The 24,094-nt window shown below is 51.9% G+C and carries 22 protein-coding genes; 4 read left to right on the forward strand and 18 right to left on the reverse strand.

The window, feature by feature from the left end; translation table 11 throughout:
* Together D6C13_RS24000 and D6C13_RS24005 are read right to left on the reverse strand one after the other, a co-directional pair.
* Positions 1 to 193: transposase (locus D6C13_RS24000; RefSeq protein ID WP_208642920.1), on the reverse strand; the 193-nt coding region annotated here is incomplete at its 3' end.
* A 62-nt stretch (positions 194 to 255) separates the two neighbouring features.
* Entirely contained in the window at positions 256 to 627 is a 372-nt protein-coding gene (locus D6C13_RS24005; RefSeq protein WP_120135148.1) for a YebG family protein, read from the reverse strand.
* Between the two features lie 347 nt (positions 628 to 974).
* Here D6C13_RS24005 and D6C13_RS24015 point away from each other — a divergent pair, with 347 nt between their 5' ends.
* Positions 975 to 1,436 carry a GNAT family N-acetyltransferase gene (locus D6C13_RS24015; protein WP_120135149.1) on the forward strand — a complete coding sequence of 154 codons (462 nt, stop codon included), beginning with the start codon at positions 975 to 977 and terminating at the stop codon, positions 1,434 to 1,436.
* Between the two features lie 28 nt (positions 1,437 to 1,464).
* Here the strand turns inward: D6C13_RS24015 and D6C13_RS24020 are convergent, their stop codons facing one another.
* Positions 1,465 to 2,331: a LysR family transcriptional regulator gene (locus tag D6C13_RS24020; RefSeq protein WP_120135150.1), complete on the reverse strand. Its 867-nt coding sequence runs from the start codon at positions 2,329 to 2,331 to the stop codon at positions 1,465 to 1,467.
* A 123-nt stretch (positions 2,332 to 2,454) separates the two neighbouring features.
* On the opposite strand from D6C13_RS24020, the gene D6C13_RS24025 reads away from it, so the two are divergent.
* Positions 2,455 to 3,438, forward strand: a complete 984-nt coding sequence (locus tag D6C13_RS24025) for a nitrilase family protein (protein ID WP_120135151.1) — start codon at positions 2,455 to 2,457, stop codon at positions 3,436 to 3,438.
* A 24-nt stretch (positions 3,439 to 3,462) separates the two neighbouring features.
* Here D6C13_RS24025 and D6C13_RS24030 read toward each other — a convergent pair whose 3' ends face one another.
* The 11 genes from D6C13_RS24030 to D6C13_RS24085 all read right to left on the reverse strand — a co-directional run bounded on the left by D6C13_RS24030 (position 3,463) and on the right by D6C13_RS24085 (position 18,717).
* Entirely contained in the window at positions 3,463 to 3,636 is a 174-nt protein-coding gene (locus D6C13_RS24030) for an AzlD domain-containing protein (RefSeq protein WP_120135152.1), read from the reverse strand.
* 98 nt (positions 3,637 to 3,734) lie between these two features.
* Entirely contained in the window at positions 3,735 to 5,390 is a 1,656-nt protein-coding gene (treF, locus tag D6C13_RS24035) for an alpha,alpha-trehalase TreF (protein ID WP_120135153.1), read from the reverse strand.
* Positions 5,391 to 5,446: 56 nt separating this feature from the next.
* Positions 5,447 to 6,838 (reverse strand): alpha,alpha-trehalose-phosphate synthase, encoded by a 1,392-nt coding sequence (gene otsA / locus D6C13_RS24040; protein WP_120135154.1) that lies wholly within the window; start codon positions 6,836 to 6,838, stop codon positions 5,447 to 5,449.
* Positions 6,835 to 7,644, reverse strand: a complete 810-nt coding sequence (gene otsB / locus D6C13_RS24045; RefSeq protein WP_208642944.1) for a trehalose-phosphatase — start codon at positions 7,642 to 7,644, stop codon at positions 6,835 to 6,837. Before otsB ends, otsA begins: the two co-directional genes overlap by 4 nt.
* Positions 7,645 to 7,928: 284 nt before the next feature.
* Positions 7,929 to 8,576 carry a Na/Pi cotransporter family protein gene (locus D6C13_RS24050; protein ID WP_244212778.1) on the reverse strand — a complete coding sequence of 216 codons (648 nt, stop codon included), beginning with the start codon at positions 8,574 to 8,576 and terminating at the stop codon, positions 7,929 to 7,931.
* Positions 8,577 to 8,601: 25 nt separating this feature from the next.
* Positions 8,602 to 11,301: a magnesium-translocating P-type ATPase gene (gene mgtA, locus D6C13_RS24055; RefSeq protein ID WP_120135156.1), complete on the reverse strand. Its 2,700-nt coding sequence runs from the start codon at positions 11,299 to 11,301 to the stop codon at positions 8,602 to 8,604.
* A gap of 895 nt (positions 11,302 to 12,196) precedes the next feature.
* Entirely contained in the window at positions 12,197 to 12,877 is a 681-nt protein-coding gene (locus tag D6C13_RS24065; protein WP_120135158.1) for an oligogalacturonate-specific porin KdgM family protein, read from the reverse strand.
* Between the two features lie 74 nt (positions 12,878 to 12,951).
* Positions 12,952 to 15,120 carry a right-handed parallel beta-helix repeat-containing protein gene (locus tag D6C13_RS24070; protein ID WP_120135159.1) on the reverse strand — a complete coding sequence of 723 codons (2,169 nt, stop codon included), beginning with the start codon at positions 15,118 to 15,120 and terminating at the stop codon, positions 12,952 to 12,954.
* 88 nt (positions 15,121 to 15,208) lie between these two features.
* On the reverse strand, positions 15,209 to 16,774 hold the full coding sequence (locus D6C13_RS24075; RefSeq protein WP_120135160.1) for an MFS transporter: 1,566 nt from the start codon (positions 16,772 to 16,774) through the stop codon (positions 15,209 to 15,211).
* Between the two features lie 409 nt (positions 16,775 to 17,183).
* Complete coding sequence (locus D6C13_RS24080) at positions 17,184 to 18,179, reverse strand: VirK/YbjX family protein (protein WP_120135161.1); 996 nt, start codon at positions 18,177 to 18,179, stop codon at positions 17,184 to 17,186.
* Positions 18,180 to 18,366: 187 nt separating this feature from the next.
* Positions 18,367 to 18,717: a winged helix-turn-helix transcriptional regulator gene (locus tag D6C13_RS24085; RefSeq protein ID WP_120135162.1), complete on the reverse strand. Its 351-nt coding sequence runs from the start codon at positions 18,715 to 18,717 to the stop codon at positions 18,367 to 18,369.
* Between the two features lie 160 nt (positions 18,718 to 18,877).
* On the opposite strand from D6C13_RS24085, the gene D6C13_RS24090 reads away from it, so the two are divergent.
* Positions 18,878 to 19,408: an NAD(P)H-dependent oxidoreductase gene (locus tag D6C13_RS24090; protein ID WP_120135163.1), complete on the forward strand. Its 531-nt coding sequence runs from the start codon at positions 18,878 to 18,880 to the stop codon at positions 19,406 to 19,408.
* A gap of 82 nt (positions 19,409 to 19,490) precedes the next feature.
* Here D6C13_RS24090 and D6C13_RS24095 read toward each other — a convergent pair whose 3' ends face one another.
* Positions 19,491 to 20,573, reverse strand: coding sequence for an oxidoreductase (locus tag D6C13_RS24095; RefSeq protein ID WP_120135164.1), 1,083 nt, complete (start codon positions 20,571 to 20,573; stop codon positions 19,491 to 19,493).
* Between the two features lie 152 nt (positions 20,574 to 20,725).
* On the opposite strand from D6C13_RS24095, the gene D6C13_RS24100 reads away from it, so the two are divergent.
* Positions 20,726 to 21,973: an LVIVD repeat-containing protein gene (locus D6C13_RS24100; RefSeq protein WP_120135165.1), complete on the forward strand. Its 1,248-nt coding sequence runs from the start codon at positions 20,726 to 20,728 to the stop codon at positions 21,971 to 21,973.
* 69 nt (positions 21,974 to 22,042) lie between these two features.
* Here D6C13_RS24100 and D6C13_RS24105 read toward each other — a convergent pair whose 3' ends face one another.
* The 3 genes from D6C13_RS24105 to D6C13_RS24115 all read right to left on the reverse strand — a co-directional run bounded on the left by D6C13_RS24105 (position 22,043) and on the right by D6C13_RS24115 (position 23,608).
* Positions 22,043 to 22,384: a DUF2645 family protein gene (locus D6C13_RS24105; protein ID WP_120135166.1), complete on the reverse strand. Its 342-nt coding sequence runs from the start codon at positions 22,382 to 22,384 to the stop codon at positions 22,043 to 22,045.
* Complete coding sequence (locus D6C13_RS24110) at positions 22,381 to 23,025, reverse strand: hypothetical protein (RefSeq protein ID WP_244212780.1); 645 nt, start codon at positions 23,023 to 23,025, stop codon at positions 22,381 to 22,383. Before D6C13_RS24110 ends, D6C13_RS24105 begins: the two co-directional genes overlap by 4 nt.
* Before the next feature lie 85 nt (positions 23,026 to 23,110).
* Complete coding sequence (locus D6C13_RS24115) at positions 23,111 to 23,608, reverse strand: Hcp family type VI secretion system effector (RefSeq protein WP_120135167.1); 498 nt, start codon at positions 23,606 to 23,608, stop codon at positions 23,111 to 23,113.
* Positions 23,609 to 24,094: the final 486 nt, after the last annotated feature.

Below are 24,094 nucleotides of genomic sequence, written 5' to 3' on the forward strand. Positions count from 1 at the left end.
TGCGTTTGAGCATCAGTACGGTGGTAATAGCGAGCTGAGAATAACGTTGCGGACGACCACGTGAAGACGTGTTGGGCTCGTCATACCAGGCCTGGATGGCTGACTCATCAAGCCAAAATGTCAGTGAGCCCCGGTTGACGAGCGCCTTGTTGTACGTAGCCCAGTTGGTGATTTTGAACTTTTGTTTTGCCACGTGATACCGCTACAGGATCGGGAATATGGTGATCTGATCCTGATTACGGCCAAAAGTTCGATTTATTCAACAAAGCCCTTTTTAGGTGCTGGCGCTGCTGCGGTTTCTTCGTGTGATCCTTGCGCAGCGTCTTCAATGGCGGCTTCCGTCACTGCCGGCTCATCAGTCTGCGCGACAGGTTCTTTCGCTGTTTCTTCTTCCGGCAGCTTGCTGGTGCGCAAGATGTACTGGACAGTCTCTTTTTGCTCAGCCAGGCGAAGGGCAATGTTTTCTGCCAGCGATTCATCAATTTCCAGTTCGCTCTGCAACAGCCAGTCGGTAAAAGCATCTGCCATATCGAGCATTTTGTCGTAAGCGTCCGCTTCTTTCTTATTGGCAAAAGTCATTTTTTCTTCACCTTTTCTGACGACAACAAACTTTGTTTCAACAGCCATGATTCGCTCCTGATACTGTATTTATATACAGTATGTAAAATGATGAATGCAGGATACCGCATTCAGCCGCCACTTTACAACGCGCAGGGCCAAAGTTTTACTGCTCATTTATTCCGGGGGACTGACACCGACACGTCAGCGCCGTTGGCAGGGATTTTTCTGCCACTCCCCGCACGGGTGATGAAATAAAAATCTACGCCGATGCGCTGGCCGATATGTTTACCGCGTATGTGCAGGTAAATGCATGACATGACGTGAATTTCGCAGGTTTAGCGGCTAAGGTAAAACAGCCCGTTTTACTATTAATCTGAACTATTAATCATCAACCATGAAACTGAGAGAAACCTGTGACCCATCTGAAAGACGTATACCGCTGGACTAAAGATCCCTATCTGATCACCACCGATATCAATCAGGTGGATATTCCTGCCGTCCATGCCTATCTGACCCGCTCAAGCTGGGCACCGGGCATTGACGAACAAACGGTGCGCGATGGCGCCGAAAACAGCCTGAATTTCAGTTTGTTCGACGGTGGAAAACAGATCGGTTATGCCCGATTCATCACCGATTACGCCACCTTTGCGTACCTGTGCGATGTGTATGTGCTCGAAGATTATCAGGGGAAAAATCTGGGAGCCTGGCTGATTGAGTGCGTACAATCGCATCCGGTCACCGCCAGACTGCGCAGGATGGCGCTCTTTACTTCTACGGCACCCTGGCTGTACGAAAAGTTTGGCTATACGCCGGTCAACGAACCCAATTACACCTGGGTGATCACCCGTCCGGGGATTTACCAGAAGAAAGACTGATCACGGCTGGTGAAAGATTTGATTGTTTTCAGCCAGCGTCTGCCATCTCCGTCACTATCCGTACAAAGTTATCGCGGATTAAATCTGCACTGCGTGGATCCCAGGCGATCCCGACCTGCCAGCGGGTGGCTTTGCCGCTCAGTGGCAGCGTTTTCAGGCCGGGCGACGCAATGTGCATGACGCTTTTGGGCAGCAGCGCCACGCCGACTCCGGCCACGACCAGCGCGACAATGGTCTGGATATCTTCGGACTGCTGCACGCAAGGCGCATAAAGCTGGTTTTCATCCAGAAAGCGGTCAGTTTGCGTATTCAGCCCGCGTCCGCGATCGGGGTATAAACGCAGCAGCGGTTTCTGTTTCAGCCAGTCTGCCACCGTCGTGCCGTTGTCATCCGGTACCACAAACACCAGTTCATCTTCAAACAACGCGTGATAACTCAGCGGCGCAGCGGGTGGCACGCGCACAAATCCAATCTGTAATTCCCCGCTTTGCAGCATGTCGTATTGTACGGCGGAAGGAAGGTCTTCCAGCGTGATATCCACGCCGGGATACGCCGCCCTGAATCTGGCTATGCACTGCGGCGCAAAGGTAAACGCCGACAAACCGAACCCCGCCGCCAGCAACCCTTCCCCGCCCTTTTCCACCTGACCGGCGTGCTGCATAAAAGCTGTCATTTGCCGCAGCACTTTCTCCGCTTCCGGTAAAAGGCGTCGTCCTCCCGGAGTCAGCGCGGTGCCGTGGCGACCGCGGTCAAACAGCGTCACGTTAAGGGTGGATTCCAGCAAACTGATCTGCTTGGTCAGCGCCGGTTGCGAGATGGAAAGCTGATTTGCCGCCGCGGCGTAATTCCCTTCCTGCGCCAGCGTGACAAACGCTTTGAGCAAACGCGTATTCATTTTTACATTCCGTTTAGTTATCAAAATTAGAAAACTATTCATTATAAAGTTATCAGCCGCATTGCTCTAATACCAGCTCTGATACCAGACCCGTTTCCCCCTTAACGCGTACGGAGAATAACCATGACGGCAACGATTAAAACGGCGGTAGTGCAGTTTCAGCATCAGGCCGGAAACAAAAAATATAACCTGATGATGATGGAAGGTTTCATTCAGCAGGCGGCAATTAACGGCGTGCAGATTCTGGCGTTTCCGGAAATGTGTATCACCGGCTACTGGCATGTGCCCAAACTGGATAACGACGGCGTCGAAGCGCTGGCTGAATCCGTGGAGACGGGGTCTTCCCTTCGCCTTATCCGTAAACTGGCCGTCAAACATCAGATGCTGATTGGTGCCGGTTTTATCGAACGCGGCGCAGACGGACGACTTTACAACGCCTACGCCGCCTGTATGCCGGACGGCTCGGTGCATACGCACCGCAAAATGCACGCCTTTGAACATACTTCCATCAGTTGCGGTGATGCGTACACCGTATTTGATACGCCGTGGGGAGTGAAAGTGGGGATCCTGATCTGCTGGGATAACAATCTGGTGGAAAACGCGCGTGCGACGGCGCTGCTGGGCGCAGACATTTTACTGGCACCGCATCAGACCGGCGGCACAAATTCCCGCAGCCCGTATGGCATGAAACCCATCCCGCTGGAATTGTGGGAGCAACGCGCCACGCGCCAGGAGGAAATCACCGCAGCCTTTAAAGGCGCCAGTGGCCGTGAGTGGCTGATGCGCTGGCTGCCTTCGCGGGCGCACGATAATGGCATGTTTATCTTGTTCAGCAACGGCGTGGGTGCTGACGACGATGAAGTCCGCACCGGTAACGCGATGATCATCGACCCCTATGGCCGCATCGTTAAAGAAACCTGGGCGGCGGCAGACGCGATGGTGAGTGCTGAACTGGATCTCTCGCTCATTCCGATGAGTACCGGCAGACGCTGGATGGCAGGCCGTCGACCCGATTTATACCGCATTCTGACTGAGCGTCAGGGCTACGAACGTGATGCGATTACGGCACGTTTTTCCGAAGAATTACCGGGAATCAAAACGCGTTAAATATCCCAGCCTTTAAAGGATGTTTCAGGCGAGCACTGAGCCCAGCAGATAAAACATCACCATGCTCAGAATCACCACGACCACCGCATTTCGGATAAACAGCGCAAAGATTACGCTGAAGAGGGTTCCCCAAAAATACGGATTATCGGGAAAGGCGCGCAGTGCGCCGTTTTCTGCCACGATAATCGGGCCGCAAATCGGCTTTTACTGTGTGGATATGTACAGAAAACCCTGCTCCACCAGGCCTTTGAAGACTGGCTGGTGGAGCAGGGTCAGAGTGGTGATGAAAAAGCGTATCAGTCGTAGTTTTCGCCGTATAAACCGATCAGGCGGCGGACGACGCCGTTGGTCCAGCCGAAGCCGTCCTGTAACGGGTATTCCCCGCCGCCACCTTCACGAGACGCACCGCCGGAAATGTGGTATTTCTCGATGAGTTTATGATTTTGCTGATAAAACTGATTCACGGTTTTCAGCCAGCTGCGGGCAATCTGGTCACCCAGCGCGTCATTGCCATACAGCTTGAAACCCTGGACTGCCATCCATTGCAGCGGCGCCCAGCCGTTGGGTTTGTCCCACTGTTCGCCGGTTTCATACTCCGTGGTCATCAGCCCGCCGGGAGTAAGCAGGCGCGCCTGCACCGCCTCAGCAATGCGAACGGCCTGACGGTGCGTGGCCAGCCCGACGTACAGCGGCACCACGCTGGCGGCTGAAAACAGCGCCAGCTGCTGACGGTGCCAATCGTAATCGCGGAAACACCCTTCTGCCTCATCCCACAGATAACGGTTGATCGCCTCGCGGCGGATTTCGGCTTTCTGCCGGAATTCCGCTTCGGTTACCCTGTCGTTATTCAGGCCGGAAATATTGGCGATAGCACTTTCCAGTTTGAATAAAAATGCATTCAGATCGACCGGAATAAACTGCGTGGTACGGATACTCGCCAGCCTGTCAGCGTCACGCAGCCAGCGTGACGAATAGTCCCAGCCGGATTCCGCACCGGCGCGCAGGTCGCGATACACTTCATTGGCCGGACGACTCGAGTGCTTCGCCGTTTCCACGTCTTCGCGCCAGGACTCATCCCGCGGCGTGTCCCTGTCATCCCAGTAACGGTTGAGCAAAGTGCCATCGGGCAGGCAAACCGCATGGCGGTAAGCCTGATTCGGTGCCAGTGAATCGGCACCGTCCATCCAGAATTCATATTCCATTTTCAGATGATCAAGATAACGGCGCGCACCGCGCACCCCGTCTTCTTCAAACAGTTCGACCATGAGCGCAAAGACCGGCGGCTGCGAGCGGCTGAGATAATAGGTGCGGTTACCGTTAGGGATATGACCGTACATCTCAATCATCCAGGCAAAATTATCCGCCATCGTGCGCAGCAAATCGTTGCGGCCACTTTCAGCCAGCCCCAGCATGGTGAAGTACGAATCCCAATAGTAGGTTTCGCCAAAACGCCCGCCCGGTACGACATAAGCCTGCGGCAAAGGCAGCAGGGATGACCAGGAAACGTGATCTTCCGGCTGGCGCGTCAGCACCGGCCAGAGTTTGTCGATGTGCTGTTTGAGCGAATCACCGGGATCAGAAACGTATTCGTCGCCGTGCGGTTCCGGCAACCAGAAATGCGCTTCGACGAAACGTTTCAGGTTAAAGCCCGGATGATTTTTGATCCGCCGGTAGCGCAGCAGGATATCCAGCGGATCCATTTTTGGCGGGCAGTCAGGAAAGGTTTTGCTGTCAGCAAACAGTTGTGAGGACTGAACGCTGGTGAACAGTTCCATATACCGGTCAGCCGGAGTTAAGGCATCGGAAGGCGGCAGCCCTTCGATCATCTCCGGTTCCGGCTCGGCGTCCATCATCCGGTCAAGGATCAGCTCAATCGGCTCGAGTTCGCTCAGACGAAACTCTTCGCCTTCCGGTGCTGCGATCTCCTTCGTCTGGTGTTTCTCATTTAGCATAAGCTGCAGCCTTTTGGTTGAGGACTTTAAGTCGTGAGACAGCACACGACGGCGTTTTAATGCCCGCCGTGTGGCGTCAGATTGTTCAGATCCTGCAAATAGGTTTCTCCCCAGTTCGCAATATCATTTTTGGTCAGCACGGCCATCATGTCGTTATAACGTGCCTGACGTTCGGCCAGCGGCATGGTCAGTGCTTTGTCCAGTGCGGCTGCCACGTCATCACGGTCATAAGGATTGACAATCAGTGCCGACGTCAGTTCATTCGCTGCCCCTGCAAATTGCGAAAGTACCAGCACGCCGGGGTCTGCCGGATCCTGCGCGGCGACGTACTCTTTCGCCACCAGATTCATCCCGTCGCGCAGCGGCGTGACCAGACCGACATCGGTCAGTCGGAACAGTTTCATCAGCAAACTTCGCTGGAAATGCTGATTGAGATAGAACAGCGGCGTCTGGTTCATACTGCCGTATTTACCGTTGATGCGCCCGACTTCGGTTTCCAGCTGATGACGCAATTCCTGATACGCCTGCACGTCACCGCGTGACGTCGGCGCAATCTGGGTATAACGCACTTTACCGCGATGCTGCGGGAATTTTTCCAGCAACGCTTCAAAGGCCAGAAAACGCTCCGGCAGCCCTTTGGTGTAATCGAGGCGCTCGCAGGAAATAATATTTTGCGCCTCGCGCAGTTCGCGTTCAATGGCCGCCATCTTCGGTGGCAGCGGCCCTTCCGCCATCTCTTTGATACTTTCTGGCGCGATGCTGATCGGATACACGCCGGTAGTAAAGGTGTTGCCAAACGCCTGATGCGTGCCGGAGTCCGTTTGTTCCAGCGCCGTCAGCTGGCTCAGATTATCGAGAAACGCCTGACGGTCGCTTTCGGTCTGGAAGCCGAGCAGATCGTATTCGCTCATCATTTTGATAAGTTCATCGTGCGTCGGTACGGCGTTGAAAATTTCCGGCGACGGGAACGGAATATGCAGGAAGAAACCAATGCGGTTTTTAACGCCCAGTTTGCGTAACGCGGCGGCGAATGGCAGCAGGTGGTAATCGTGGATCCACAGAATATCGTCGTCTTTAATCAGCGGCTGCAATCTTCTCGCCAGCAGATCATTGACGCGGCAATAGCCGTCCCAGGCTTCACGCTGGAAATCAACCAGATCGGTACGGTAATGAAGTGCTGGCCAGAGTACCGCATTGGAAAACTGGCAGTAATAGAGGTCGTAATCGTTCTGATCCAGCGGTACTGAGGCGTAAGTGATGCCATCGTCTTCGACCACGCTCAGTTCGTCTTCCTCTTCGCCGGAAATCTCGCTGATTTCACCATTCCAGCCAAACCACAGGCCGGAGGTGTTTTTCAGTGCATCCAGGATCCCCACGGCCAGCCCTCCTGCGGACTTCGTCCCGTCAGGAATTGCAATTCGGTTAGATACTACAACCAGGCGGCTCATAAGTTTGACTCCTTGGGAATGTGAGAAGAATGGGATATTGATTCGTGACGTTGTAACCTTTTTATCCACTGATGGACGTCACTGACATGCTTTACCCGATACTGCGCCAGACTGGAGCCCTCGCCGACTTTCACCGAGATGCCCTTCATGGCGTTGACGACTTCAAAGCCTTTTTCATCGGTCAGGTCGTCGCCGACAAACACCGGCAGACGTCCGGCAAACGGCGGTTGCTGCATAAAATCATAAATTGCCACGCCTTTATCTTTGCCACGTGGCTTGATTTCGATAACGCATTTCCCCGGCTGAAGTACCAGCTCAGGGTATGTTGCGACGACCGATTCCGCCAGTTCCAGCACGTGCTGCTGATGCTGCATGGCCTGACGATAATGCAATGCGAAAGCCATGCCTTTGATTTCCAGCAACGTGCCGGGCAGCGCCGACATGCCCGCTTCCAGGGTTTGTTCAACATCTTTCGCCATCTGCGCCGGTAACGTCACGCGGTGAAATTCCCCCGCGCCGTCGCGCATTTCTGCGCCGTGGACACCGGCTGCTGGCAGAATTAGCGGCGCGACCAACTGGTCCAGCTGTTCAACCGGACGGCCGGAAATCAGCGCCAGCGCACCGGATGACGCCGCAAACAACGTCTGTAAGTGCTGGCGGACTTCGGGGGGAATGGTTACGGCATCGGGCTCATCGCGGATTTCAGCGAGCGTGCCATCGACATCGAAAAAGAAGGCGGTTTGTTGACTGTCCGGGTGCGGAAGTAGCGGTGTTTCGGTGGTATTTTCCTGAATTTCTGAGGTCAAGGTCATTCTCCTGCTGATAAGTTACGACACAACGCGTCATTGCGCTGAAAACCCTCGGGCGTTTTCTTATTTTCTAATAGTTGTATCTGCTACCTTGTTCACGATGAACAATTTCGAATAAACAAATATAGTCTCTTATCAGGGCACCGCCGGGATAATCAGATTTATCCACAAGCCCGCCGGTGCAGGGGCATTCTCAGAAAATCCCGATAAACGTGACAATGTCACTCATGCGTCCACTCTTTCTTCTCCGCTGATGATTTCTTCATCGCTCAGACGGTCAATCACCGGATAAGCGACGGCGGCAATGTGGTGATGTACGCGCCGGTAATCACGCAGCACCCGCTGGAAAATGTCGCCGGATTCCGCCCGTCGAGGGAGTGATCGGCCTGACGGATTTCGCCTGCTTTCAGCGGATCCGGTGCAGCGAACAGCGCACGCAGGCGGTCGAGCATAACGTCGAGCATATCGGCCACGCGCAGCGATTCGCGCACGGAATTAGATAGCCCGATGTAGGCGATATCCAGCCCCGCTTCGTCGAGATACATCGGCATTCCCGGATCTGCCGGGCGCTCTTCCTCCGGGAAAAACCGTTCCAGTGCGCGCGCCAGCGGGCCGGTCAGACCGATACACATCACTGCCAGAACGGCGCTGAACGCAGTATGAAATACCACCACCAGTTGTGGCGTGGTCAGCGCGAGACCGGCGGCCAGTTTGCCCAATAACGGCATCAGCGCCAGAGCCATCACGCAACCCGTGCCGCGTACCAGCAGATTTCCCAGTGGCAGACGGCGAGCCAGCGCCGAACCGGCGTTCAGCACCGGCGGCAACGCCCCGCCGATATTGGCACCGAGCACCAGCACCATCGCAGTGACCGGTGTCATCACACCAGTGGCGGCGAGCAAGGTCACGATAAAAGCAGGTGCCGCCATCGCGACGGCACCTTTTGTCAGTAAATCAGAACCATTGTTTGAAGCGGCGGATATAGAAGGTTTTCATGCCCTGCGCCACGCAGCAGTAAGCGAGCAGCGTGCCAGCCAGCCACGGGAAGTATTCCCACGGCAGTGCCTGCAAACCGACCACCGGCCCGAGTGGTGAGAACGGCACGTAAATCCCAATCGCCATCACCAGACCGGTCATCAGCATCACCGGCCAGGCGGCGGTGCTCTGAATAAACGGAATTTTCTGGGTGCGCAGCATATGAACCACCAGCGTCTGCGACAGCAATCCTTCCACGAACCAGCCGGACTGGAACAACGTCTGCATATGTTCACTGTTGGCGCTGAACACGTACCACATCAGCGCAAAAGTGGTCATATCGAAAATCGACGAGGTCGGGCCAATCCACACCATGAAACGACCGATGTTTTTAGCATCCCATTTGCGTGGTTTTTTCAGGAACTCTTTGTCGATTTTGTCCCACGGCAGTGCCAGCTGTGAAATGTCGTACATCAGGTTTTGCAGCAGCAACTGGATAGCCAACATCGGCAGGAACGGAATAAACGCACTGGCGACCAGCACCGAAAACACATTGCCAAAGTTAGAACTGGCGGTCATGTTCAGGTACTTCATGATATTGCCGAAAGTCTCGCGCCCTTTCAGCACGCCTTCCTCCAGCACCATCAGGCTTTTTTCCAGCAGAATGATATCGGCGGATTCTTTGGCGATATCCGTGCCGCTGTCGACGGAAATCCCGACGTCGGCATCACGCAGCGCGGGGGCATCGTTAATGCCGTCACCCAAAAATCCGACCGTATGACCGTTGGCCTGTAAGGCTCTGAGCACGCGGGACTTTTGCAGCGGCGTCAGTTTGGCAAACAGCGTGCGTTCCTCGACCAGTTCGCGCAGTGACGCATCATCGAGACGTTCAATCTGCGGCCCCAGCAGCGGCTCACCCGGCTCCAGCCCGACCTGACGGCAGATGCGGCTGGTCACGACTGCGTTATCTCCGGTCAGTACTTTCACGGTGACACCGATGTCACGCATGGCAGCAATCGCCGGGCCAGCGGTTTCTTTTGGCGGATCCAGGAATGTCAGGAATCCGTGGATAATCAGATCGTGCTCGTCGTCAGTGCCATACTGCTTTTTCGTCCCGGCGCGGCGGATTTCTCGGGTCGCGACCACCAGTACGCGGAAACCGTCTTTGTTGTAGTCGTTCGACATCGCCAGCAACGCGTCGCGTCGCGCTTCGGTCAGTTCCACCACATTGCCGTTTTCGCGGATATGCGTCGAAATGCTGAGCATTTCTTCTACCGCGCCTTTACACACCAGCAGATGGTTTTCATTGCGGTCTTTGACGACGACGGACAAACGACGGCGCACGAAATCGAAAGGCATTTCATCGACCTTGCTGTAACCCTGCGGTTTCACAAAGCCCGGCGTGTTGTCAGAGAACCAGATCACCGCCTGATCCATCAGATTTTTGATGCCGCTCTGGTGATAGCTGTTCAGCCACGCCAGTTCCAGTACTGAGGCGTCTTTCTGACCTTGCGTGTTGATATGATGCTCGAGGATGATTTTATCCTGCGTCAGTGTGCCGGTTTTATCGGTACACAACACATCCATCGCGCCGAGGTTCTGGATAGCATTCAGGCGCTTCACCACCACCTTGCGCTTCGCCATCGCCATCGCACCTTTCGCCAGATTGGCGCTGACGATCATTGGCAACATTTCCGGCGTGAGACCGACGGCCACCGCGACCGCGAACAGCAGCGCATCCCACCACTCGCCTTTCATGATGCCGTTGATAAGAAACACCACCGGCACCATCACCAGCATGAAGCGGATCAGCAACCAGCTGACGCTGTTCACGCCCCGGTCAAAGGCCGTCTGCGCCCGTGTGCCGACAATCGCTTTGGCCAGCGAGCCGAAATAGGTACGCGGACCGGTGGCGACCACCACGGCTAATGCCTTACCGCTGACCACGTTGGTGCCCATAAAGCAGATATTGGGGATATCCAGCAGATTTTCGTTTTCCGCCCCGTTTTCACCGGCGGATTTTTGCGCCACGTTACCCAGCGTGTCGTACTTTTCGACCGGCAACGCTTCACCGGTCAGCACCGCCTGACTGATAAACAGATCCCGCGATTCCAGCAGCCGGACGTCTGCCGGGATCATATCCCCGGCATAGAGCTGAACGATGTCGCCGACCACCAGCTGGCGCATCGGGATCTCGCACAGTTTTCCCTCTTTACCCGGCAGTTCGCGGCGCAACACCGTCGCCGTGGTGCGGACCATCGCTTTCAGCGCTTCGGCGGATTTTGCAGAGCGGTATTCCTGCCAGAAACGCACCAGCCCGCTCAGCCCGACCATCGCGCCAATAATGTAAACCGACGTCAGATCGGTTTCTTCCCCCGCGCGCAGCGGCAGCCAGAAATCGGTGAAGAAGCTGATAATTGCCAGCACGGTGAGCACATAAATAAACGGATTATTGAAGGCCTTCACCAACTGAACCAGCATATGAGGTGGCTTGTCGTGAGCCACTTCGTTATACCCTTGTTTCTCCAGACGCTGAGCCGCGCTGTGGAGCGTCAGGCCTTCGCGGGTTGAGCTTACGTTGATGAGGGTGACATCCACCTCGTTATTGGCTTCCTGAACGGCGCGCATGGAGAGCGCCTGTTTTTTTCTTTCTGAGATATTTTGGTTTTGTGCAGTCATGGTAATGCTCCTGTCACCGGATAACGTGCAGGTCGAAACCGCAGCCTGTTATTTTCAGCCTGCAGAAACCCTCACCTTATTTCAGTGATCGGTATTTAATTATTTTTGCGCAGAATTCCCCGCCGTTTATTCTCTTTTAATTAAAAGAGTCATAAACAGAGTGAAATCTATTTTGTGTCTTTTATTGATGCATCACTGGCGGGTATTTTTATTACATCACTTTTATAGTCATCATAATAAAAAGACGAAAGCCGTCAGACATGCATCAAGACGATGTTCAGCGCAGCGAAATGCTGACGATGAATCAGTGAGAGGAAATCCGACTATGTGGGTCTTCGCTGTCAGAAATGATGCAGCGTTGTTCCAGTTGGCCGGTGACAGGGCTGACCTGCCACGTGGTGACGTAATGATTCATGCTGTTGATTTTAGAGGAAAAAACAGATGCGAATTCTTTTTTTCGCGCAGCCAAAGTCCTGTCACGAGACGGGCGGACACGCAAAGTGGATGTCAGTGTTTTGACATCAGAAAAAAGGGTAGATTTGAACTTCATAACACACCTCGGGACCGTGACATTCAGGTTGAGGTGGGATTACACGAGAGCATCAGGCTCTGGCGAGGCACACCCAAACGGTGAAATGTTCACAATCGATTTTATGTTTACTGTGCCGGCGCGCTATTTCAGCGTCATCCGGCAAGCTACTGGTTACAGTGTCCATTAGTCTCTTATGTAAAGTTAATAAAGGCCGCAACTTCCGGTACGTGCAATTTACCCAGAGAGCCTATTATTGTCAACCTGCAAAATCAGATTAAAACCGTTCGTTTATATTGGAGTTAGGTTAACGCCGGTCAGTATTTGCTGACCGGCAGGATGCCATTAAGACAGATGTTTAGGGTCTCAGAAATTATATTGAATACCTAAACGGAAACGGGGTTGTCGCTCATCCGTTGTTTTACGCACCGAGACGTTGCCGATTTGCGCATACGGCGTCCATTGCTTATTAATATTGTAAGCAACTTTCAAGTCCTGTTCATAGTCCCATTTATCATTGTCGTAAAGGATCTGATCGCTGTGTTTGTAAATATAGTTATATTCAAACCGCCAGTCGGCAACGCGATAACCCAACCAGATTTCGCCACGGTTGGTTTTACGGTCGTCGGTATTATCTTTGGTATATCGGGTATATTCATAGCGGTAACGCGCGTTAAAATAAATTCCGTTGTCGAAGGTATATCCCGCAGTTAAAAATGGCTTATAGATGCTGCTGTCTGAACTGGATTCCAGCGTGAAACCGGGCTGAATAAATACCTTCGGCGTAATCTTGTACTGATAGCTTATGGTGCTTTCTGTACCGTTATCTACCAGATTATTAAAAGGTTTGTTCGGGTTGTCACCGCCGGACTTCCATTTGGCTTCCAGTGAGAAACCAAACCCGTTGGCAAAGCGGTGCGATACCATCGCACGGTCTTTATGTTGTTTACTGTCATCCAGCCATTCATGGCGAAGATCAATCGTCACGGCATGACTGCTGGCGCTGGCCAGCAGTAAGCCGCAGAGTATCAGTCTGCACTTTTTCATTTTTATAGATCCCAGAGATATTGAGTAATATTATTTTATTTAAAATAGGTGTTACTTTTATAACGGCGCTGCATTCATTTTTTCTTCAGAAAGTCAGCGTAATTAAATCCGCCGTCAGAAAGACGGGTGATCGGATCCGGCAGCCGCAAAGAAATAAAATCTTCGGGCTGAATGTCTTTATTCTGTTTATTCACCGCTTTGTGGTCAGTGTAGAAATAATTACTGTCCTCCACATTGCCGGTGACGGCATCATCGTATTTTCCCGGCGTGGTGCGCAGGGAAAGATTGTCTTTGAAGGTGCCCTGCTTGTCCGCCGCGGCGTATGGCGATGGCCGGAACAGGAAGTTGAAGCGTTTGTTGTCCACCGAGCGGTTGCCTTCGACCACCAGTGCGCCGGGGTTAAAGTTGTCAGTGAAACCGTCCATGCCGTTTTCGACTGCCACACTGTCACGGATGACGTGTGCGACAGGTAAACCTTCGCCGCCCAGTTTGAAACCATTGCTGCCGTTGTGAACCGACAGGCTGTTTTCAATCGTCACACTGCCGTTCGGGCCGTCTTCAATTTTGTTGAACAGGTCAAAGCCGTCGTCAACATTGTCATGCGAGTAACAGTTCACCAGCCGGTTACCTTCGCCGACACGCATTTTCACCGCGAATCCGTCAGCGTTTTTGCGCCCCGGATCCTGATTGCCCCAGGATTCTGAATTGCTGATCAGGTTATGGCTGGCCCACAGCGCACGGCCAACTCCATCCGGAGAGGCGACCCAGATACCGGTATCGTCGGCGTGATGCGCTTTCACTCGGTCGATATGGTTATAGCTGCCCGCAATGTGGAAGCTTTTCTGCGTGACGGTAATGCCCTGAATATTCCAGAAACTGGCGTCGAGTTTCAGCCCGTTAAACACCACGTTATCGCCCTGCGCCCGCAATGTTTTACGGTTTTTTTCCGTGCCGCTGGCGGTGGCCGGTATCACGCCCGCCGGATATTCCCCTTCGGCCAGCCACAGCGTACCGCCCGGTGCTAACAAATTGACGGCACTGGCAAAATCCAGCGGATGTTGGGCGGAGCCGTCATTTCCTGCCTCGCCTTGCGGTGACACGTGCAACTCATCAGGGTGGCTGACCAGTGTCATTTTGAGCGGGAATTCCTGCATGACAGGTTTTCCATTATCCGGCGTAAAGGTTATCTGTAACGGTGTGACCGGATGCTGCGCGTGGAATGGCGCGGTGATTACTTCGCCGCCGCGAACGGCGGTCTGGCTCAGCAACGGTTTGCCATCCTGCTCAATCTGTACCTTACCGTCACCGTTGGTACGCAACTGAATCACGCTGTCGCGACGGGTGATTTGTGGTAATGACATCATTTCAATGCGCGCATTTAGTGACGGTGTCACGTAAAGTGTGGAAGTTTGTGTATGTGCTTCATCCAGCGTCAGTCGGGCGCGATTTACTGTGAAGCTGGCATTACGCGATGCGAAGAACCCGACGTAATAACCGGTTTTATCCAGTTGCGTCACGCGGTCAGCGCCCGCAACGCAATGACTGATCCACTGATCGCTGCCCTGCGGTGCCCAGGCAACTTCAAAGCCTCTGTCGGTACGGATCAGGCGCAGTGAAAAATGCTCCGGAGTTGTCAGCGGGTGATAGCTTTCGCGCACAATGCTGATACCGGTATTTCCCCAGGGTTGCTGCACGCCCTGACGGGCAATCAGCGCCAGAATCGGTGGCTTATCGCCGGTGGCCATCATGCTGTTCATCACCATATTTGAAGCGGCCGGTAACTCTTCAATGCCCGGTTTGGTCACCGGTTCACGCGGTGTCCCCAGAATGTCGCGCACCAGTAAACCGGCACCTTCCTGCCCTGCCGGTTTTGCGCCGTTTTCCGGCCCGAACTGGTTGAGGGTGAAATCAGCCTCAAGACGGAAATTCACGTCAGCGGGCAGTCTGGTGTAGAAATAGGTTAAGCCATCGTGACTGTTCCCGACCTTACCGCCACGGCTTTCCAGCGTGAAAGGCGTGGTGAGCAGCGTGCCTGCGGCAGGTACGGGGTTTCCGTCGGCGAGCCGGGTTTCGTTCATGCCTATTTTTTCCGGCAAAACGTTGGTGGCAAAATTGACGTCGGTTGACTGACCGAAAGTGATGCTGTGCCAGACCAGTTTACTGGCGTCAGGCAATGCAGCGGCGATGCTTTGTGCGCACATCCCGAGGGAAAGCGCGGCAATAACAAATTTTGATACCCGCATAATCGTTCTTATCCTGAAAACGTGAGGGGTCGCTGGCCGGTTTCCCGGCCAGTCGGTGGAGTCATAAAATGCAGAGTTTAATCAGGGTTTAGGGTTTTTGCGTGGCGCTGACCATCGGTTTGGAGGCATCGACTTCTACCGCGGGAGTGTCGAAGATTTTGCGGCAGACTTTGCTGTTGCCCCAGCATTCTTCATACGGATAGCCGATCAGTTCTTCCATTACCGTGCGAACTTCCGGCTGAATATCGCTGATTGCACCGCCTGCTTTGATACGCGCCACTTCACCCAATACCACTAAGTGCGTTTTGCGGTTCAGTTTCATCTGGTGGCTGAATACCATCGCCATCAGCGCCAGAGCAATTACGCCGATGAAGAACACCAGTGCAATCGCCGTCACCGCGCTTTCAGGCTGAGTATGGGATTTAGACTGGAAACCGTAGAAACTTAAAATCGCACCCATGACGAAGACAATGACCGAGCGCATCAGCTTACCGGAGAAGGTCATCGCACCGGCGTAAATCCCCTCGCGGCGGCGGCCGGTAAAGGCTTCATCAATATCAGCCAGGAAGGTATAAACGGTCCACGGAATGTAATACACACCGCCGGTGCCGATACCAAATATTACGGTGATCGTCAGCATGGCGACGGTCGCGTACTGCTGTGGCAGATGCAGTAAGTGCAGCAGGCTGTAACAGGTGACCGAGAATACGACGATGCACAGAGCCAGAATGTAGGGTTTGCTGAAGCCGTGTTTCACACAAATTCCGATGAAAATGGCGGTCGAGAACAGTTGCAGGATGGAGTTCAGACTGCTCAGCCCCGCGACCATCGCCGGATCATATTGCAGCACGAAAATGATGAAATACGTGAACACCGAGGCGAACAGCCATTCAGCCCCGAAACCGCACAAATACATTCCCAGATGTTTGCGGAATACGCGCAGGTGGAACGTGGATTTCATGTCGCGTACCAGCGTCAGCATGGTTTTGCCCAGCGTCATTTTCTTCTCATCCACCGACGTGGTTTCTTCCACCGAACGTTCCCAGGAAGAAAGATATAGAAGACCGATGGCGATACACAGGATCACGCCGTAGGTCAGCGCGGTAAAGAAAAACGGCTGCGCGGAATCTTTGCCGTAGATCAGGATGAACTGACCAGGAATGAACGCTGCCAGAAAGTTTGCCACTTTACCGAAGATCGCTTTGTAGCCGGTCAGTTTGGAACGGGCCGAGAAATCGGTGGTCATTTCGGTGGCCAGGGTTTCATAAGGCACCATCACCGAGGTGTAAATCAGTTCGAACAGCACATACGTGGAAAGGTAATACCAGAAACCGAAACCTTCGACCCATAACAGCGGGTAGAACATCATCAGCGGCACACCGAGCAGGATGAAGAAACGGCGGCGGCCAAAGCGTTTGCCAAGCCGCGTTTTGCCAAAATTATCAGAAAGATAACCCATCAGCGGATTACTGATGGCGTCAATGATACTGGCGACAGAGAAGATGGCTGATGCCTGTAACAGCGTCAGGCCGCAAAACGTGGTGTAGAAATAGAGCAACCAGATACCGGCGATTGCCAGCGCCCCGCTGCCCAGTAAGTTTCCGCCGCCATAGGCCAGCTGGTGTCTGAAAAGAATTGGTTTTTCTGCGTTCATCGTATTCCCGCCCGGAGTGTTTTAATTTGAACCGATGTTTTGAATTTATGGATATAGTGTTTTATATAGGCGAGGAGAATGAATAGATGTGAATTAGTTCACATTTGGCACAGGAGTGAACGAATGAGCGGTCAGTTTTGAGATACGTGTAACAATATCATTCATAATTAATACACAATTTACGCGACTATAGGGAATGAATTGATTTTAAATCGAATGATTAGATAACTATGGCTTACAAAACCGTGGGTTAAGTCCAGTGCGGATCGGAATTTTCTAAAGGGATTTTCCGTGAAGGTCATGCATCTGGCGGGAAATATAGGGGTTGCCTCCTGTAAAATCAGGCAGAAAAGGCCATTCCCTGGCCCTGTTGCCTGCTACAGCGAGTGTTTGGGAGCGGCAGTGGCGGTCAGCTTTTCACAAACGTGGCGGTGCTTTCATGCAGTTCATCGAGCAGCGTGTAACGCTTGCGATATTCGGAACGTTTCTTACTGGCAATCTCTTCCATCGGTTTGCGCGGCAATTCCAGCGGCACGTCATACAGCGCAGAGGAATACGGCGTTGCACTGATGGAATCCCAGAATTCATTATAACTGGCGACAAAGACGTTTTTCTTGCGATGACGGTAGCGCAGGCTGCGGAATACGTGGCCGGTATCGCTCACAGCCAGAATGCGCTGAACGCCGGTTTCGGCCGCGACGCGCTGCAGGCTTTCCAGCAAAAGGCGTTTCGGGAACAAACCGTAGCAGGATTTCGTCGCCTGCTTAATGACTTCATGTGGCGTTGAGCGATGTGCGCCCTGGAATCCACCGACAATCAGAGTCATCCCTTCCTGGCGCTGCACAATGCTGAAGGTCAGCGCCGCCAGTAAGGTATCTTCCATATACAGGAACATATTGGCTTCGCCTTCGCGCTCTGATTTACCGATAGAACCCAGCACCACGCGGAAAGCTTCGCCGTCTTTACCGGTGAACTGCGTAACGGTATTGCCTGTTTCGCTCAGGAATGTGTTACGCATCTTCACGTTTTCGAGGTTTTTCACGAACTCGTAGTGATCGACAAGCGCAGTCGCACGGCCGGCAGAAGGCAGACCAAGGTGCAGATAAGGTTTGTGGATTTTACTCGGCAGCTTCGTCTGAACGCTGAAAGCTTCGTGCCAGACCGGTTCGCTGGCCATTTTGTTGAGCACTTTCAGGGTATCGAGCGGATGCAGTAACGTACGGACGGCGTATTTCACGCGGAACATCCGGTTGCGCCACAGATTATCAGGCACTCGCGCACCGCTCAGCAGATCCATAAACAAGCTGAATCCGGTGCTTTTTTTGATTGTTTCTTCAGCGGCGGTTTGTCCCGAAGAGAAAGGGCCGCTGAGGGATTCGGTTTCGTTGAGGGGTGAGTGTTCCATGATCGGTTTCCGCTGCCTGAAATAATCACGGTATCACCCGATTTTTAAACATCTTTACAACGTAGATTTAAAGAGAACCCCAACTATGCGACAAAACGCGGAGCGTTTAGCTGCCATTTACTTTACGTATTGCTTACGTTTGCACCTGATTCTTCACCATAGACTTTTCTCTTAAGCAAAAGTGGCATCAGATCGGATCATTGCTGTGAACGGTTCCCCATTCACACATCATGTCTAACACCGGGATCAGCGACTGGCCGCGTGCAGAAAGGCTGTATTCCACTTTGGGCGGAATTTGCGGGTATTCATTTCTGATGATCAGACCGTCACTTTCCAGCTCTTTCAGCGTCAGGCTGAGTGTCCTGAAGGAAATTTTTCCCAGGCGTCGTTTGAGTTCATTGAAGCGTACGACGGGCGTGGCACCGGTCAGAGAATAAAGGATGATCATCTTATATTTTCCGCTGACCAGCGAAAGCGTATAGGCAAAGCCAGTATCTCCACGTAGCTCGCAGGGACTGTCGAAAGTTTCTTCGCTCATGACACTATCCTTTTGTATAGTACATATCATAAATGACAGTATTGTACTTTAAAATAAAGCTGCCTATGATGCAAACATCAGCGGGGAATGACCTTATTCATCCCATTATTTATTTCAAGATTCATATACCTATTTATAGAAAACATTGAGAGGCTATCATTTGAAAACGCTCATTATCGTTACGCATCCAAATATTAATAATTCAGTGGTTAATAAAAGATGGGTGGAAGAATTAGAAAAACAACCAGACTTATTTACCGTACATCAACTTTATCAGGCTTATCCTGACGGCGTGATTGATGTTCAGAAAGAACAGCAGTTAATTGAGCAGCATGACAATATTGTGCTGCAATTTCCGGTGTACTGGTTTAACTGCCCGCCGCTGCTGAAACAGTGGCTGGATGAAGTGTTCACCTACGGTTGGGCATACGGCTCCGCCAGCGGGCACAAGCTCAGAGGACGTAAGTTCGCCGTGGCGGTCAGCGCCGGAGTTAAGGAAGAAGATTGTGCGCGTGAGGGTCGTTATCTTCATTCCATGCAGGAAATACTTCTGCCGTTTGAAATGACTGCTAACTACGTCGGGGCGAATTATCTCCCGTTTTATGTTTTCTATGGTGCTGAATTCGATATCGTGCCACAAGAATTAGAACGTAGTGCGAAAGGTTATATTGATTACCTTCAGTCCTTTTAAATAACCCGGTCAATAACTTAAAAGATAAATATAAACCCGGTGAATGCCGGGTTATTTTATGAGCAGAAAAAATAGCTGGGGTCTACTTATTCTCGACAAATTCAAATGCCAGTCGCAATTGTTCAGTGTTTGGATTGCCCGGTAACAGATGAATGGATTCTCCGGCCTGTAATGTGCGCTCAATCAGACGCGACATTTGCCGCTCGTCGTGAATATTCACCTGCAACTGCGCCAGACTTACCGGCAAATCCAGCACTTTGTACAATGCGGTCAGCTGCTGGACGACTTCCGGCTGATTGAGTAACGCGCTTTGCACCAGAATGCCATACGCCACTTTTGTGCCGTGCAGGAATGCATCGGTTTGCGGCAACGAGGTCAGGCCGTTGTGAACCGAATGCGCGGCGGCGATACGCGTATACCGGTCGCCCAGTCCGCCGACTAAACCACCGCCCGCAATAATCGCGTCCAGTACGTTAAGGAACGACTGCGTCAGCTGGTTATCATCCTGCGCCTGCAACGCCGCTTCGCTTTCATTAAGCAACACATCACGAATGGTCAGCGCGGTATTCAGGCCTAGCTGTACGGTTAACGGCAACTTTTCCGGCTGCGGGCTGAGCACCACGGCTTCATACCATTTGGCCAGCGTATCGCCGATACCGGCCAGCAGATATTCTTTCGGCGCACGCAAAATAATACGTGGCTCGACCAGCACCAGATGGTTGGCGTCGTTAAAGATTTCATAGCGCAGCGCCTGCCCTTCGTCGTTATACCAGACGGAAAGTGGCGTCCACGCGGCGCAGGTTGCAGCGATGGTCGGAATAGCGACCACCGGCAATCCGAGGCGACGCGCCACCACTTTGGCGGTATCCAGCACCGCCCCGCCGCCGATGCCAATCACTACCTGACGATCTTTTCCGCCGACATCCGCAATCCGCTGCACTTCGGTTTCGCTGCAATGTGCTTTAAACAAAACCCGCTTTGCCTGTGAGGCGGTGAAGGCCTCCGGCAGATAATCCTGCGCAGCCACCAGAGCGCGCTCGCCGTAAATCCACAACGCGTTATCCAGCTGCGCCGGTGTGTAGAAGTTGCTCAGCCTGCCGATAGCGCCGGGGAACGAAAAATAGTTGGCGGGGCCGGTAACCACGCGGATATCTGTCTCACTCATGGGGAAATCCTTAATTTAGAAGCTGTTATCATCCTACGCCCGGACATCCAGATGGCTAATAATCTTTGGCATTAACTTATGCCTTTTCGTTCGTTGCCATTCATTCACGGGTCATCAAAACTTGGGCAATCAATTCATTAACTCAATATAAGATGACAACACAATCTCTCCCAACGCCGGAATACAGCCGCAATATGCGGCTGATCGGCCACAGCGATCAGGGCGGCAAACCGGACGGCGTGCAGGTGATGGTTCACCGTGGTTATGCCTACATCGGCCATATGGTGTCGCAGGGCTTTTCTATTGTGGATGTTCGTGACCCAAAAAATCCGCGCGCCGCCGGTTTTGTGGCTGCGCCGCCGGGCACGTGGAACGTACATTTACAGGCGCATGACGATTTGCTGCTGGTGATCAACGCACGTGATTTGTTCGCCGACGTGCGTTTTGCTGATGAAAAAGTGTATTACACCCGTTCGGTCAGCGAGACGGTTCAGGGCACGCAACAGCGTGGCTGGAGCGCCGGTATGCGTATCTTCGATATTTCGGTACCCGAACAGCCAAAAGAGATCGGCTTCCTTGGGCTCGAAGGTATCGGCGTGCATCGCATCTGGTACGTCGGCGGACGCTGGGCATATGTCTCTGCGCTGATTGACGGCTACAGCGATTACATTTTTCTGACTATCGATCTGGCTGACCCGCGCAATCCGCAGGTCGCAGGCCGCTGGTGGTTGCCGGGCATGCATACCGCAGGCGGTGAAAAACCGGACTGGCCGGAAGGTAAACGTTATGCGCTGCATCACGCGATTATCAGCGGCGATACTGCGTACGCCAGCTGGCGCGACGGAGGCCTGACGCTGCTGGATATCAAGGATCGCCGCGCACCGCAGTTGATTGCGCACCGTAACTGGAGTCCGCCCTTTGGCGGCGGCACGCATACCGCGCTGCCGTTGCCGGACCGCGATTTACTGGTCGTACTCGATGAAGCGGTGCTGGATAATCAGGAAGATGGTGAGAAGCTGATCTGGTTATTTGATGTGCGCGAACCTTCGAATCCGGTGAGTATTTCGACCTTTCCGCAGCCGGAAGAGCGGGATTACGTCAGCAAGGGCGCGCATTTCGGACCACATAATCTGCACGAAAACCGCCCCGGCAGCTTTGTCAGCTCTACGCTGATTTTCGCCACCTACCAGAATGCCGGTGTGCGTGCATACGACATCAGCAATCCGTATAAGCCCAGGGAAACCGCTGCGCTGGTCCCTGCCGCGCCAACTTCTATGATGGATAAACGTCCGGGCAGACCGCAGGTGATCCAGTCCTGCGACGTATTTGTCGATGCACAAGGAATTATCTACAGCACCGACTACAACGGAGGGTTATCGATTATCGAGTATCTCGGCTGACGTTTAGCCCGCACCTGAAATCATTTGCATGAAAGTATTTGGTTTCAGGTGCGGCTTAATAATGAAATTTTAGCAAGACCAGAATCGTCCGAAGAATATCCAGTACCAGTAGATCATCACCAGCGAGATTGAAACAGAGAGAAGGAGTCTTTTATTTTTAACGGCGGAATATAGGGAAAATAATAGCGGAATGAGAAACAAAGCACTCATAAAGGCCGAAAACCCTCTTGTCACATCCCCATCCATACCATCAATACCGTTAACGTTATCGCACCATCGATAGATGCTGCCGTCTCCGTGGAGCGTATCTATAACTGAAAGTACAAATATAAGAAATGCACAGAAAATACAGTAAGGATATTGGAAGGGTTTAAGTAGTTTTGAAACGCCTGCCTTGTTTGCATTTTTCATTGCTGGATCCCCATCAGTTTTTTAACTCTTTCTCGTCGTTTTATAATGGCAAGTCCATATGAAATATAATCACGCTCCGGGCTGTTTTCGGGAAGTGAAATTGCCCTTATAAAATCTTCCTTTTTCCTTTGGATACCACGGTTGTATCTTGATCCAACCAAAATTAAACTCTCATCAGACAGTATCTCTGTGTTGGCATCAGGGTAATCAAACTTTATTAAATCCCTGAGATGTAAAGACGCCATTTTCAAATTAAAGTCATCGGTTTGTAAGCATCGGCTTATCTGCAATTGTTGCCTGTTTGAAAGATTTCTTGGGTTAATGCCTAGTAATTCTGCAACCACTCGAATTTGCATCGCAACGATACCGACTGACACGCTATTGGAATAGTCATTATTACTTTTAAATGTATCGATAAGTTGCCTGTATAACAATACCTGCGGCTTTAGACTATCGGGCTTACCTCCTGCCTCTTGCCATGCCACATCGGCTAAAAGGAGTGCAGGTATTTTTGCATCACGGGCATAGAAAATTATCGATTCCTTATGGAATTTAATGAATGAGTCTTTATACAAAAAAAGATATGACTGACCCCAATACAACTCTCCGTTTTTTTCCCACTTAGAAATGCTGTAATCCATAAGATCCCATCGGCGAAAGTTCTTCCCAGAAACCTCGCAGAATGAACTTCTATTTTTCATGAACTTTGACCTTATCATCCTTTTATTACCCATATCCCGAGATTAAAATATACGCATCATCCCAGATGCTGTAACCCGCAGTGCCTGCCTTATGGTGTTCCCAGGTGATATTTTGGTAGTTTACAGAAATCATTTCTTCCGGCTGATTACCGGCATGATCAATAGCATGAGGGTACATTACACTGATGCCGTGTAAGAAGGCCTTCCTCACTGTGATTGAATAATAAATTTCATACGAACCTGAAGATGATGTCCGATAAAAATCGAATTTCAATTCCAGTTCTTCATTATTGGATATCGCCATGCCAAGTAAAGGCGACGACTTATCAATGAGTTTGATGAAAGAGATTGGGCCATGATTCACATTCTTCGCCCTGGTAAGAGCATGCTCAAACGAAAGAGCCATTATTTTGTCGAGATGTCCAGCCTGATATTTGTTTCCGATTGAGTCAGGAGTTGAGCATCCTGCTGAAATCAATCCTTGTTTTTTACCCTTCATCGTCAAATAGATCATATTAGCCATGATTCACTCCTTTTTATCGTGAATCGAAATTTTATCGCATCAAAGTAATCAATAATTTTTAAATACTTCACAAAAACAATAAATAAAGAGACTAATAGACGATTAATAAATAGCAACTATTTGGTGGGGTTATATTGCTGACATTATTTATTTGCCTGAGTTTTAGTTCATATCATTTTTGATTGTTGCCGGACGCTTTGCGCGGCGACAATCATCGAATATTTCAGCTGATCCCAAGGGCCGCACATTCGAGGAAGAACTGGATTACCAGTGGTCACTCCTGATCGACAATGTCGAACTTATACGCAGTGAATCCCGGCAAGTCCGCCATTTGTCCCGGTCTCCTGGTTACGTCGCGCTGGAAACGGAATGCGACTTCAAACGTGGGGCACATGTTCAATATCAGCGCCAGTTAGCCATTCATCTTCCTGAACGTCATCAGATGCTGATTTTTACCAGCACAGCGTTAGCCCCTTTCTCTGCTGA

The organism is Rahnella woolbedingensis (genome assembly GCF_003602095.1).
GTDB lineage: Bacteria > Pseudomonadota > Gammaproteobacteria > Enterobacterales > Enterobacteriaceae > Rahnella > Rahnella woolbedingensis.

Coding starts and splice junctions, on each gene's coding strand:
- D6C13_RS24005 (WP_120135148.1), bottom strand. CDS start 627: ATGGCTGTTGAAACAAAGTTTGTTGTCGTCAGAAAAGGTGAAGAAAAA.
- D6C13_RS24100 (WP_120135165.1), top strand. CDS start 20,726: ATGACAACACAATCTCTCCCAACGCCGGAATACAGCCGCAATATGCGG.
- D6C13_RS24115 (WP_120135167.1), bottom strand. CDS start 23,608: ATGGCTAATATGATCTATTTGACGATGAAGGGTAAAAAACAAGGATTG.
- D6C13_RS24110 (WP_244212780.1), bottom strand. CDS start 23,025: ATGGATTACAGCATTTCTAAGTGGGAAAAAAACGGAGAGTTGTATTGG.
- D6C13_RS24070 (WP_120135159.1), bottom strand. CDS start 15,120: ATGCGGGTATCAAAATTTGTTATTGCCGCGCTTTCCCTCGGGATGTGC.
- D6C13_RS24075 (WP_120135160.1), bottom strand. CDS start 16,774: ATGAACGCAGAAAAACCAATTCTTTTCAGACACCAGCTGGCCTATGGC.
- D6C13_RS24050 (WP_244212778.1), bottom strand. CDS start 8,576: ATGGCGGCACCTGCTTTTATCGTGACCTTGCTCGCCGCCACTGGTGTG.
- D6C13_RS24065 (WP_120135158.1), bottom strand. CDS start 12,877: ATGAAAAAGTGCAGACTGATACTCTGCGGCTTACTGCTGGCCAGCGCC.
- otsA (WP_120135154.1), bottom strand. CDS start 6,838: ATGAGCCGCCTGGTTGTAGTATCTAACCGAATTGCAATTCCTGACGGG.
- D6C13_RS24095 (WP_120135164.1), bottom strand. CDS start 20,573: ATGAGTGAGACAGATATCCGCGTGGTTACCGGCCCCGCCAACTATTTT.
- D6C13_RS24025 (WP_120135151.1), top strand. CDS start 2,455: ATGACGGCAACGATTAAAACGGCGGTAGTGCAGTTTCAGCATCAGGCC.
- D6C13_RS24080 (WP_120135161.1), bottom strand. CDS start 18,179: ATGGAACACTCACCCCTCAACGAAACCGAATCCCTCAGCGGCCCTTTC.
- D6C13_RS24020 (WP_120135150.1), bottom strand. CDS start 2,331: ATGAATACGCGTTTGCTCAAAGCGTTTGTCACGCTGGCGCAGGAAGGG.
- mgtA (WP_120135156.1), bottom strand. CDS start 11,301: ATGACTGCACAAAACCAAAATATCTCAGAAAGAAAAAAACAGGCGCTC.
- D6C13_RS24085 (WP_120135162.1), bottom strand. CDS start 18,717: ATGAGCGAAGAAACTTTCGACAGTCCCTGCGAGCTACGTGGAGATACT.
- D6C13_RS24105 (WP_120135166.1), bottom strand. CDS start 22,384: ATGAAAAATGCAAACAAGGCAGGCGTTTCAAAACTACTTAAACCCTTC.
- treF (WP_120135153.1), bottom strand. CDS start 5,390: ATGCTAAATGAGAAACACCAGACGAAGGAGATCGCAGCACCGGAAGGC.